We start from the raw sequence: 13297 nt of genomic DNA on the forward strand, positions 1-13297 counted from the left end.
CACTATTAAATTTTTCCAATTTTTTCTTTATTTTTCTCTATCCAACTTGTAAGTTTATCAACACTCAACCAATCATTATTGTTATCAGAACAATATGTGAATTCAGAGTTTACAAGTTTGCCACCATTAATTCTTTTGGGATCTTGGCTCCAATTATGGATGGCGGGCAAAATTTTATAATGCTCTTGATATTCATAAGTATAAGGAGCATCTTCTGGGCCAATCATTTGCTCATGTAATTTTTCACCAGGTCTTATGCCAACTATTTTCTGTATTGCATTTACTGCAATAGTTTTTGCGATATCTGTAACTTTCATAGAAGGAATTTTTTTAACATAAATTTCTCCGCCAACCATATCATCAAAAGCATGCCAAACTAAGTCAACCCCTTGCTCTAAAGTAATCATAAATCTTGTCATTCGTTCATCAGTGATTGGAAGTTCTCCCTTATCTCTTAAGCTCATAAAAAATGGTATTACGGAACCTCTAGATCCCATAACATTTCCATATCTAACGACTGCAAATCTTGTTTCATTTCCACCAGCATAGGAATTACCAGCAATAAATAACTTATCTGAGGTAAGCTTAGTAGCTCCATATAAATTAGCAGGACTACTTGCTTTATCTGTTGACAATGCAACGACTCTTTTTATACCCTGGTCGATACAAGTATCAATTAAATTCATTGCTCCGATTACATTTGTTTTGACGCATTCGAAAGGATTGTATTCAGCTGTTGGAACAATTTTTGTAGCAGCGGCATGAACAACGTAGTCTATTCCATTAAGAGCTCTAGCAAGACGATCTTTATCTCTCACATCTCCAATGAAGAACCGGACTCTATCATCGTTACCATATAATTTTGCCATTTCCCACTGTTTCATTTCATCACGGGAGTAAATTACCAGTCTCTTTGGATTGTATTTTGCTAAAGTGAGTGGAACAAATGTGTGACCGAAAGAACCAGTTCCACCTGTTATGAGGATATTTGAATTTTTTAACATATAAATTGTTTGATTAAACTGCTCTTATTTTAAAAATTAATTTTCTAACTCTGCTATTTCTTGGTAAATTCCCATACGCTGAATACTATTATTTCCAAGCTCTATAACTTTAGTACAGTTTTTAAGCGTTGTGATTCTATGAGCTATGATAAGTATTGTAAGATTTTTGTTTAAATTTTCTATAGCTTGCATTACCGCTTCTTCAGTTTCAGTATCTAAGGCACTTGTTGCTTCATCAAAGATGATTACATCAGCACCCTTATAAAGTGCACGTGCAATACCAATTCTTTGTCGTTGACCACCCGACAAACGTATCCCTCGCTCCCCAACAATCGTTTTGTATTGTTCGGGCATTGCTTCTATCACTGCGCTAATTTGAGCTTGCTCTGCAACTTTTTTAACTTTTTGGTAGTCAATATTTTCAATTGGAATCCCAAATGCGATATTTTCAGCTATCGAACTGTCAGCCAAAAATATCGATTGGGGGACATTCGCAATGTTTGATTGCCATGCAGAGCTATTGGAAGAATTGATTGTTTTACCATCTATTTCCAATGTGCCCTCTGTTGCTTCCAATAAAGCCATCAATAGGTCTAAGAGAGTGCTTTTTCCACTACCTGTTTTACCAATAAAACCTACCCTACTGCCCTTCTCTATCGTTAAATTTACGTTTTTTAAAACCCAAGGTAGGTTAGTACCATATTGAAAAGACACATTATTAAACTTTATACTGCTATTGAATTCCATTTTTTTAATAAAAGTTCTATCTTGTATTTGTGGTAGCGGTTGCTCTAACAAAATTAACGTGTCTGCCAATGATGATTGCGCACCACGTATAGTTGTCCAAGATTGATAAGCTTGTTGTAAAACAGGAAGAAGTCTTTGAGCACCTAATGCTAATGTACCTAATATTGGAATAGCTTTTGCTATACCATCCGTTTGTTGCGTCAGGAAATAAGCGATGATTGCTATCAAAAACATTCCTAAAGCCTCAGCTCCATAACGTGGGCTTTGTCCAATGAATAGGTTATTTCCCTGAGCACGTCGAAGATTAAGGTCTGCTTTTTGATAAATATTACAAAAAGTAAGCTGGGTTCCATCAATTAAAACCTCTCTTATCCCACCTAAACTTTCCTGTAATACTTGAATCAACTTACTCGCATCGTCAGAGATTTCTTTACTATTTTTAACAAGCTTTTTACGTGTTGTACCTATTAAGAGGATATAAATTAAACCAAAACCCACAAATGTACTTAATGCAACAATTGGATCAATTAATATTAGAGTAAGAAATATTGCACTTAAGATTACACTCGAACTTAATAAAATTAAAACCCCGTTGAGTATAGTAATTAAAGAGCTCACTTGTTGAGTAATCGCATTTATAACAACACTACTGTTACGAGAAACTTGAATTTCGTATTTTTGAAAAATGGTTCGTTTAAAAATACTAAAACTTAAATCCGTTCCAATTGCATAGGATAACTTTGTACTAGCCCATAAAAGGATTAATCTTAAAGCACCCGCAAAAATTACGGCCAATGAAAATAAGATAGTTATTGGTAAAACCAAATCCTGGGCTTTGGAAAAATTAAAATACTGAATTAATGGAGCTAAAATTTTTGCTTCATAAATTCTTTGGGGAGATGTCAATACTCCGAGAAATGGCAATACTGCGCCAATACTTATAATTTCAGCAAAAGAAGCTAAGATCATTAAACTCAACAACAACCCTAATTGTTTTCTTCTCTTTTGACTAATTTGAACCCACAAAGCTTTTAAAAGACTAACTATTGTGGGTTGTTCAATTTTATTTAGCATCTAATTCGATTAAAGTGTCTTTGATGATTAAGTGGTTTTCAGAAACATCAACTAATCAACTGATATTGAGCCCAAATACCATGTCATTGCCTCTTTCAGCCCTTCGCGGATTCTGTAATTCGGGGCATATCCTAATAAGTTTTTTGCTTTACTAACATCAGCCAATGAATGTCTAACATCTCCGGCTCTAAAATCTCTGTAAACTGGCTTTGATTCATTCACATGTGAATAATTTCTACTCAGATTTTCTTGAATAGCTTGATAAAGAATATTTAAAGTAGTTTGATCTCCAACAGCAACGTTGTAGATCTGATTAATCGCCTCTGGATTCTGTGTTGTCGCTGCAAGAATATTCGCTTGAATCGCATTAGCGATGTAGCAAAAATCTCGACTCGTTTCACCATCTCCATTAATATACACAGGCTCATTTTTAATCATTGCTGCAATCCACTTCGGAATTACTGCAGCATAGGCACCATTCGGATTTTGCCTTTTACCAAACACATTGAAGTATCTAAGTCCAATTGAATTAAATCCGTAAGTTCTATTAAAGACCTTGGCATACAACTCATTTACAAGTTTAGTTACTGCATAAGGACTTAACGGTTGTCCAATATTTTCTTCTATCTTCGGTAATGCTGGATGATCGCCGTAAGTACTGCTACTGGCTGCGTAAGTAAAACTTTTTACTTTTGCATTCTTTCCTGCTACCAACATATTCAAAAAACCATCGATATTACTTTGATTCGTTGCAATCGGATTTTCGATACTTCTTGGCACAGATCCAAGTGCTGCCTGATGTAGTACATAGTCAATGTCTTGACAAGCTTTTTTGCAAGTAGCTAAGTCCCGAATATCACCTTCAATCATCGTAAATCTTTGCCACTGTTCTGCCGTGACTAATGATTTCACTTCTTCTAAATTATGCGCAAAGCCTGTACTGAAGTTATCCAGCCCAACAATCGTTTGATCTAGTTTAAGTAAGTCTTCTAACAAGTTACTGCCAATAAACCCCGCACACCCAGTAATTAACCATTTTTTCGGCTCTTTAATGAGCTGTTGTTTTACCTCTTCAAATACTGTTTGGGTCATAGTCTAATGTCAGTTAACTCTTTAGGAAAGAGGTATTTCAAGTCGTAAATAACGGTTTGCGATTTACCTTTATTGCGTATTTTTTCAATGCCCATTTCTTTAAATTCATGATGGGCAACTGCCAAAATAATCGCATCGTAATGGTTATCTTGCAGAGTTTCAATTGGCGTAATACTGTATTCATGCTCTGCCTCTATGGGATTAATCCATGGATCAAAGACATCTACATCACAGTTAAACTCTTTGAGTTCTTGCACAATATCAACCACTTTTGTGTTTCTTAAGTCTGGGCAATTCTCTTTAAAGGTCAGTCCCATCACAAGGATTTTTGCACCTTCAATAGGTATATGTTTCTTAGTTAAGGCCTTCATTAGAGTATTTGCCACATAACTACCCATATGATCGTTTAATCTTCTACCAGCAAGAATTACTTCAGGGGTATATCCAATCGATTGCGCTTTATGAGTTAAATAGTATGGATCAACCCCAATACAATGGCCACCCACTAAACCTGGTCGAAAGGGAATGAAATTCCACTTACTACCCGCGGCTTGTAATACCGCCTCAGTATCAATCCCCATCTTATTAAAGATGAGTGCTAGTTCATTAATAAGGGCAATGTTGACATCACGTTGTGTATTTTCAATCACCTTTGCGGCCTCGGCAACCCTAATGCTTGAGGCTCTATGTGTTCCAGCGGTAATAATTTGCAGATAGAGCTCATCTACGATTTGTGCAATTTCAGGGGTAGAGCCTGAAGTCACTTTTTTGATCGAGGGTAATCGATGTTCCTTATCTCCAGGATTAATCCGTTCTGGACTATACCCACAATAAAAATCTTGGTTGAATTTTAGACCTGAATACTTCTCTAAAACAGGCACACAGTCCTCTTCAGTACATCCTGGATAGACAGTCGATTCATAGATCACAATATCACCTGACTTGAGAACTTTACCAACTGTAGTTGACGCCTTGATCAGTGGGGTCAAGTCAGGATGTTTAAATTCATCGATTGGTGTTGGTACTGTAACAATAAAACAATTACAAGAACGAAGCTCTTCGATATCTGTTGAAAATGTTAGGTACTTGGCTTCGCCTAGTTCTTCCAAGGATGTTTCTAAAGTCTTATCTTGGCCTAATCTGAGTTCATCAATGCGTTGTTGATTAATATCAAAGCCAACGACCTTGCGTTGCTTACCAAACTCTACAGCAAGAGGAAGTCCAACGTATCCCAGACCGATGACTGCTAGACGTAATTCATTTACATTATTCATGAGTATGTTAACTTAAAACCTTGACTTGACGTATTGATTAAATTGATTAAATTACTATTGGAATATTTAGAAAAAACTGAATGGTTGAAACTTTATAAGTTGAATTTTAAAATTTTCGTCATTTAGCTCTTGGTAGAGTCTTCATTATCGCTATAGTCTTTGTAGCGATATCGGCCATAGGAACCATAAGTTCTTCCGTATTTATTTCCGTACTTAGCATATTTGCCATAACGACTATATCCACTATAGCCATATCCGTAGCTATAACTGTAACGAATTTGTGAGGGTACAAAACCATTAAACACAATGCCATCGATCTTACTGCCACCTTTTTCAAGGATATCAATCGCTTCACGAACCTCTGAAATACTCGACATTTCTTGGCGAACGATAAATAAGGTAACGTCTGAACATAGAGCTAGAGATCTCGCATCGTTCACAGGTAATAAAGGAGGGGAGTCAATCACGACATAATCATATTCCTCGGCTAATTGATTCACTAAATTAATCATTGCATCTGAGGATAAAATATCTCCTGGGTTTTTAATCGTTTGTCCAGCAGGTAAAAAGTCTAGGTTGGGATAAGCCTCTTTCATAATTAAAGGCTTAATATCGCCACCGTTCAGTAAATAATTAGTAAGCCCCGGTGTTCCCTTTTGAAAATTAACATATCTTTTAATCGTTGGTTTACGAACGTCTGCTTCAATCAATAAAACTCGCTTATTGGTACTAGCAAATAAATAGGCTAAGTTCGATGAAATAAACGATTTACCCTGTGAAGGAACTGCTGAAGTAATCAAGATCACCTTTGATCTTGGTTTTTCCGACAAAGCAAATAAAGTAGTCGTTCGTAGGGATCGAATCGCTTCAACAGAAGTACTCGTTGGTTTATCGTGGGCAATCATAAATGCTTTGTCAGCATTCTTTTCAATTTGGTCAATTTGGTCAACAGCAAGTGGCAAAATAGCCAATATATTGATGCCGAGGGTTTGTTCTAGTTTTTTTGGATCATGAATGATCTGAGTCAGCAAGGCCAAAATCTGAGTTACCGCTACACCGAGTAAAAATCCGAGTAATGCTCCACCAGCAACAATGTAAGGTTTTTTCGGCTTTGAAGGATATTGCGGAACTACTGGTGCATCAACGATATAGACGTTACCAACTGTACCTGCTTTAGTCACTCTTAATTGTTGAGCGTTGTTTAAGAGGGAGAGGTACAACTGATTTTGAACCTGTAAATTTCTTTCTTTGGTGATGAATTCTTGTTGTAACTGCGGTAATCCATCAATTTTTTGATTAATTTGCTTTTTAAAACCTGACAACTGACTCATCTGAATATCAATGGCTTTAATAATAGGATGCTCTGGTTGGTACCTAGTTAAGTACTCTTTTCTTTTCAAATCTAACTCAAGGAGCTTCGTCTCAGTTAAAGAAGCTTTGTCTAAAACCTCTTTAATGTCCGAACTGATATCAAGGGATTTATTTACTCTTCGATAATCATTTAAATCTTTGAGTTTATTGTCCAACTCCATTCGCAGCCGAGGTAACTCTTTTTCTAAGAAGATTAAACTTTTTTCTGCTTCTTCTGATCTTCGGCTAATATTTCGGCCAACATAAGAGTTCACAATGGCATTTAAAATTTCAGCTGCCCGGTAAGGATTAGTATCAGCGTAAGTCAACTTGATAATGGTTGATCCCCGCTTACTCTCGGCAAGCGTTAAACCTGAATTGATTTGTCCTACTCTTGTTACAGGAGAAAACACACGAATCAAAAAGGTTGTGCCAGGTTTTGCTTTGAGAGCGTCTAAAGAGAGAGCATAATTTTGAGTTGGATTTTCAGAGATAACCCCTACTCCTTTACCCTTCAAACAAACTTCCTGATTACTATCGAGCATTTCCCAGGCTTGATTTTGGCCAATTTTTAAGTAATAGTTGTAACCATAAAATTGGGAAGGAATATTAATCTGTCCGATTTTAAGATTCTCTCCACCCCATGCCCATTTACTTCCTTCCCATAGTGGTTGAACTAATCCATCAGGACCTTTTGTTAAAGTTCTTGCTAAAAAGTTACCGACAATTGGCAGACGATTTTGTACTTGAAACGTCACGTTAGCATTGAGGGCCTCAACTGCTTCACTGATTACAGTGCGTGAGCTGATGATTTCCATCTCACCGATGAGTGAGGAAGCAGTTGAAGGCAACTGACCGACTTGTAATCCAGTTAAATTACCACTCTTTTTGTCTTCGACTTGTACCAATGCATCCGAAATATAGATGGGACTTGCAAGTAAAGCATAGAGAATCGAGACCAGCAAAATAGAAACAAAAATAAGTAAAAAAGCCCAGCGAAAAAAGTAAATATTTTCAACGATATCTACAATCGAAAACTTGGCAGTTGACTCCTCTTGAATCTGCGGATTATTGGCTCCGTTACCATTGCCATTAAATGATGAGACTTCGGTATTCATAAATGAGGTCTAACTTTCGTTAAAAGGGCGTTGCTTTTACCGTTTGAACGGCGGAGGTAAATGGGAAGAATTGTGCGATGAAGCGACCAAACTCTGTCAAATCGGTTGGCGTGGCAAATACAACATCACGCGGTCTTACTGTAAATTTATCTGCCATTACCAGTGATGCAGGATCTCTAGTCGCTAAACGGTAAATCACCGGATCACCATTTTCATCAGCCCGCATCACGTAGATTTTGTTCGCATCAGATGAAAAAGGATTAGGACCACCTGCATCGGATATCACTTCGGCTAAACTTGTTTTACCACGGCGCATTACATAAGAACGCGCTTGGTTCACTCCGCTGGCATTACCAAATTCGCCCAGAATAAATACTTTTCGAGACTGCCTGTCAGGAATGGTGAGTACATCACCATTTTGCAGTAATAAATTTCCTGAAGTATTGCCACTGAAGTACATTTTCTCTAAATCAATCGAGATATTGTCTTTACCCCTAGTTAATTGCAGATTATTAATATCTGCCTCAGGAGTGTAGCCCCCTACTTGACCAAGAACATCCATAATGCGCAGTGGCATATCTGTGATGGCGACCAAACCTGGGGTTTTTACTTCACCCGCTACAAATATTTTTTGACTACGAAAAGCTGCTACATCCACATCAATTTGTGGATCAACGATATAACGATTTAATTTTTGAGTGAGTAATTTTCTAAACTCGGTAATTGTCAATCCAGCAACGTGAACTGAACCCACTAAAGGGAAAAATAAGTCCCCTTTTTCATCAATGACACGCCCTGAAGGAGTACTAGCAAGACCTGCTGTACTGGCTGTCGTAATGACTGGAGACAACTCTGGATTACCATACACAAAAATACGCAAGACATCATGTGCAGCTAAACGATAAGGGGCAGTTGGTGGATTAACTATTGGTCCGATTTCAACCACTTTCTTTCTGGCATCCTCCTCAGCCCTACTCATTTTATCGATTAAAGAAGGCGTAATCCTTACTAAAGTAAATGGTACATCGGTTGGTCCATCTACGATTTCGTCTTGTAAAGCATAATGAGCTGACATACCTGGCAAGACAGAACAACCAGACAGTGCTAACACGACTAAAGATATTATTAAGTTCAACAACTTCATGAAATCATTCCTAAATCGATTAATTTTTTAGCCCATTGTTGAGTAAGAAAGTCTATTTGCTCAACAGATTCACGGTAAGCATACTCAGGCCCACCAAATGGATCTTGTACTTCGACACGTTGACTCCATTGTCCAAGTAATTTTGCTTTTGCGGTAGCAAATGGATTCATCTTTTGCACCATTTCTAAATGTTCACTCTCCATACATAAAAGCAAATCATAATCGTTAATCACAGATGGTAATAATGGTTTCGAGCGGTGTTCTTCAATCTCAATGAAACCTTTTTCTTTCATGATTTGTTGCATCATGACATCTGCAGGATTACCATTCATTGCCAATGTGCCAGCTGAATGAACAATGACATTACTATTTAATAGTTTTTGAAGCATCACTTGGGCTACTGGACTTCTGCAAATATTTGCTGTGCAGACGGTCAAAATTCTAAAACTCATTCGGCTGATTTATTTGGTTTACGATTAGATTCAGATTCAGATTGTTTTTTCATCAAACTATTCTGCGATTTTTGTAGTTTTTTTCTACGCCCAGAGGATGTCCAACCTTCTACATAGTCTGAAAATCTTGGCGCTAAGTATGCGCCAAATGCGGCAACAATCGTGGCTCCCAATAAAAGTTTAAATATTCCTGAATTGTCTTCTGATCCAGCCTCAGAGCTCATCATGGTGTAATAAATAAATCCAAAATACATAAACAACAGTATTCCAGCCCATAAGATTCTTTGAAAACCACTACGGTAGCCACCTTTTTTTCTACGGCCAGAAGAACTTGACTCTGAGCCTAGCTCCTTGATCCCTCTCCAAAGACTACGAAATAGTGTTTTAAACATTGATATTGATCAAAAAACGTCCAGAATTACGTTAAAAATAGCCAAAAATGAACAAAATAAATGATTTTGAAGTTCCTCATTTTTTCAAATTAATCTAGTAAAACTATATACGAAGTCACTAACTTACTAGATTTTGTCATTTGATACTAATTATTATTGAGCTTCTCATCGCTCTATCGGCTGCAAGTTATTGCAACTGAGTCATCAACAACCTAAACATTAGGTATTGCAATGATTAATCATGTTTCTAATGAATTTTTTAAGTTATTTCATCAAAACTCGTTTTAGGTTGTTGATTTTTTAAAACCACCTAAAACCCATCCTAATAGTTCATGCCAAACTTGTTGCGTTCTTAAGAGACCTGAAGCTCCCGGCAAATAATCAAGGGGAGTAAATTTTTCTTTATTATCGAAGCCAAGTGGAACTGGTATGACTTCAAAGCCAGCTTGGGTAAACTCTCGCATTGCTCTAGGTATATGCCAAAAATGGGTCACTAGGTAAATTTTTTGTATATCGTCGTTCTTCAATATTTTTGCAGAAAACAAGGCATTTTCATGGGTAGTATTGGAATCTTTTTCTATCCATTTAACTGACGTACCTAGTTCTTTTTCCAGAACTATCGCCATTAAAGTCCCTTCTGCTAACTCATTAACATTTGTTTTGTCTGGTAAACCGCCTGCAACTAGAACTGGTAGGTGCGTACTTTTGGCAAGTCTGGCACCCATTCTGAGCCGTTCCATGCCTTCTTTAGAAATGTCTTGAGTTTGATAATCCGGTAATTCTTGAGCTCCACGCCTAACCCCACCGCCCAAGATAACGATTGCTTGAGGTTTTGGAAGAGTCGAGATTTCATCAAACATCAATGGTTTAGGCCAGTTTACTAAGTAGCCAACCCAACCGGTGAATGCTTGACTAAACACCACTGTACTAGTTACCCACAATAAAATGATCGATAAAACTAAAGTAGAGTACTGAAGTTTTCGTCTTTTATTTAAAAATAAGAGAGCAAAAATTGCTAACAACAACCATAACAGTGGCGGCATTAGGGCGTTAGCAAGAATGTTTCTAGCAGCCCATGCAATCGTCCAACTTTCATTCATGATTTGAGATTAAACTCTCGCGCAATTGATTTCTTTCAGTATTTATTTATTTAAATTCGATTGCGTTTTTTAACATCTTATTAATTTAGTTATCTAATATTGAGACAAGAGTATTGTCAATAAAGTAACAGAGACCTTGTTAAAGATAATTTACAAATACCAGCAATCCATCTGTTTTCATCTCTTTTTTGGATAAATTTCAAGATTACTCATTACAAGGCCCATCTGATCAAGGTATGTAATGGCTGATTTAAACAATATTGAATTATCTAAACGGTAAATTTTAGTTTTTTAGCACGCTACCGCCATTCCGCCTAGGATTTAAGGAAGATGGGAATTTACTATTTCAGCACTTTACAAATGACAAATCAATTAAATGTCATTTATTTATTTAAGATAATCATCGACTTTTAAAAATAGACATTAAATACACCTTATTCAATCCCCTTAATGAGGGAAGAAACAGGGATTTGTATCTTTTGTAACTTACCCAGCAGCTCTATCAAAACCATTGCCCTGATTTCACCATTTGACTGCTGTTGGATTTCTTGAAAACTACCACTTAGGCCTTTCATCGGCCCTTCTTGAATCATTACTTTTTCATTCGTCTCAAAGATCTTTTTTGTGACTTGTCCAAAACTTTCTGCTTGTTCTTTAATCATCATGAGCAACTCATCCGGCACCTTTACCGGTTCCGTATTCATCCCAAACCGTAATATTTGATGCACACCTCTAGTTGATCGAATCGGAAACCAATTACTATGCACTTGATCTAACTTGATAAACAAATATCTTGCGAACAAAGGTTCGCTTTTAGTATCTAATGACTTACTTCGAATAATTTCCTTGGAGATAGTGGGTAAATACACTTCAAAGCCTTGGTTTAGCAGATTTTCTTGAGCCCTAAATTCTTGCCTAGGTTTTGTGTGTATGACATACCAACTCATGATTCAACCATAACCCTTCCATGTTTTGCCGCATTTTTTTTATTCAGAATCTTAGTAAAAAAGCTCCATAAGCTGTTGGGATTATAAGTTACTCAAATGAAATTAATTACACTTGCACTACTTTGATGCATAAAAATACCTCCTTTTGGAGGTGAACTAGCAACCCTTACATTATCTGCTTAAGCCTTCAAAGTACTGCCTCAAACTTAGCATTTCAACAGCAACTCTTGGTCTAATCTCCAACAATTAAGCGAGGTATCTCATCGATACCAAATACTCCAATAGCATCATACGAAACTTTGCGCCTTTCTTACAAACTAAATGAAGGAGCTAAAAAATCCAAGTTATTGAATCACATGGATATTTTTACCGCGAGTCACGTCATGAACTGATGTTGCGAACTTCAAATACGCATAGACTAAAGTTAATACAAGCTTTTACTAATTGATTATTAGTAAATGAGCCCTTCATTCGTCTTTGATTCCTCTTGCTTTCTATTTAATTCCTAGTTAATTCCCAGCAACAATCGACATCACAGCCATTCTTACTGCAATCCCAAACGTCACCTGTTTCAGGATCACCGACTGAGGACCATCAGCCACTTCACTTGCAATCTCCACTCCACGATTCATTGGTCCAGGATGCATCACAATTGCCTCTTTATCGGCGAGTACCAATCTTTCTGGTGTCAGTCCCCACTGCCGGAAGAACTCTTCACCTTCAGGAACTTGACCTACTTCCATTCTCTCTTTTTGGATTCGAAGGGTCATCACCACATCCACCCCTTTTAAGCCTTCTTCTAAACTATGGAAGACTCTGACCCCCTGTAAATCAAGATCACTTGGAATTAAGCTTTCTGGACCAATGACACGTATATCTTGACAGCCTAAAGTAGCTAGGCCATAAATATTCGATTTAGCAACCCGGCTATGAATTACATCCCCTACAATTGCGACTTTTAGTTTAGTGAAGTCTTTCTTAAAGTGACGCATGGTAAACAGATCTAGCAGTCCTTGCGTAGGATGTTGATTCGTGCCGTCTCCAGCATTAATGACATGTACATAGTTCGGCAAATGCCGAGCTATTTGCTCTGAAGCACCCGTGGTTTTATGTCGAACCACAAAAATATCTGCTTGCATTGCAACTAAGTTATCAATCGTATCGAGTAAGCTTTCTCCCTTAGAAGTCGAGCTGGTTTGAATATCTAAATTAATGACATCCGCTGATAGCCGATTAGCGGCGATTTCAAAGGTGGTTCTAGTACGGGTAGAGTTTTCAAAAAAGAGATTGAAAACACTTTTACCTCTTAGTAGTGGCAGCTTCTTTACTTCACGGCTTGGATTATTAAAACTAACGAATTGATTTGCCGTATCCAGAATTTGCTCAATCGTTGCTTTAGGCAATCCTTCGAGCGTGATCAAGTGGGTTAGTTGTTTGTTAGCATTGAGTTGAATCTGAGGTGCTTTTGAGGCAGAAATAGGTGAGGATTCTATCGGGTTTGAGCTGGAACTTTTGGGATTGCTAGTGGGATTTAAAGAAGAATCGTTATTTTTATCAGAAAAGTCCATGAATTCTTAAAACTCCAATAATCATTATGTAATTG

Annotated in this window: 11 protein-coding genes; all 11 read right to left on the reverse strand. The window is 37.2% G+C overall.

Translation table 11 applies throughout. The features are described from left to right. Positions 1–5 precede the first annotated feature (5 nt). Entirely contained in the window at positions 6–1004 is a 999-nt protein-coding gene (gene pseB / locus AOC35_RS11130; RefSeq protein ID WP_108647150.1) for a UDP-N-acetylglucosamine 4,6-dehydratase (inverting), read from the reverse strand. 36 nt (positions 1005–1040) lie between these two features. Next, complete coding sequence (locus AOC35_RS11135; protein WP_211307512.1) at positions 1041–2825, reverse strand: ABC transporter ATP-binding protein; 1785 nt, start codon at positions 2823–2825, stop codon at positions 1041–1043. A 51-nt stretch (positions 2826–2876) separates the two neighbouring features. Further along, positions 2877–3917: an NAD-dependent epimerase/dehydratase family protein gene (locus tag AOC35_RS11140; RefSeq protein WP_108647151.1), complete on the reverse strand. Its 1041-nt coding sequence runs from the start codon at positions 3915–3917 to the stop codon at positions 2877–2879. After that, entirely contained in the window at positions 3914–5191 is a 1278-nt protein-coding gene (tviB, locus tag AOC35_RS11145; protein ID WP_108647152.1) for a Vi polysaccharide biosynthesis UDP-N-acetylglucosamine C-6 dehydrogenase TviB, read from the reverse strand. Before tviB ends, AOC35_RS11140 begins: the two co-directional genes overlap by 4 nt. 122 nt (positions 5192–5313) lie before the next feature. Beyond that, positions 5314–7659: a polysaccharide biosynthesis tyrosine autokinase gene (locus tag AOC35_RS11150; RefSeq protein ID WP_108647153.1), complete on the reverse strand. Its 2346-nt coding sequence runs from the start codon at positions 7657–7659 to the stop codon at positions 5314–5316. Between the two features lie 19 nt (positions 7660–7678). Beyond that, the gene (locus AOC35_RS11155; RefSeq protein WP_108647154.1) at positions 7679–8803 is read right to left on the reverse strand and encodes a polysaccharide biosynthesis/export family protein; all 1125 of its coding nucleotides are present in this window, start codon (positions 8801–8803) and stop codon (positions 7679–7681) included. Beyond that, the gene (locus AOC35_RS11160) at positions 8800–9255 is read right to left on the reverse strand and encodes a low molecular weight protein-tyrosine-phosphatase (protein ID WP_108647155.1); all 456 of its coding nucleotides are present in this window, start codon (positions 9253–9255) and stop codon (positions 8800–8802) included. The genes AOC35_RS11155 and AOC35_RS11160 overlap by 4 nt, the downstream gene beginning before the upstream one ends. Further along, on the reverse strand, positions 9252–9647 hold the full coding sequence (locus AOC35_RS11165) for a hypothetical protein (protein WP_108647156.1): 396 nt from the start codon (positions 9645–9647) through the stop codon (positions 9252–9254). Before AOC35_RS11165 ends, AOC35_RS11160 begins: the two co-directional genes overlap by 4 nt. A gap of 284 nt (positions 9648–9931) precedes the next feature. Next, positions 9932–10747, reverse strand: a complete 816-nt coding sequence (locus AOC35_RS11170; protein ID WP_108647157.1) for a YdcF family protein — start codon at positions 10745–10747, stop codon at positions 9932–9934. A 434-nt stretch (positions 10748–11181) separates the two neighbouring features. Further along, positions 11182–11694 (reverse strand): transcription/translation regulatory transformer protein RfaH, encoded by a 513-nt coding sequence (gene rfaH, locus AOC35_RS11175; protein ID WP_108647158.1) that lies wholly within the window; start codon positions 11692–11694, stop codon positions 11182–11184. A 509-nt stretch (positions 11695–12203) separates the two neighbouring features. Further along, complete coding sequence (locus tag AOC35_RS11180) at positions 12204–13262, reverse strand: aspartate carbamoyltransferase catalytic subunit (RefSeq protein ID WP_108647159.1); 1059 nt, start codon at positions 13260–13262, stop codon at positions 12204–12206. Positions 13263–13297 lie beyond the last annotated feature (35 nt).

The sequence above is a fragment of the Polynucleobacter rarus genome, assembly GCF_003072505.1.
Classification (GTDB): domain Bacteria; phylum Pseudomonadota; class Gammaproteobacteria; order Burkholderiales; family Burkholderiaceae; genus Polynucleobacter; species Polynucleobacter rarus.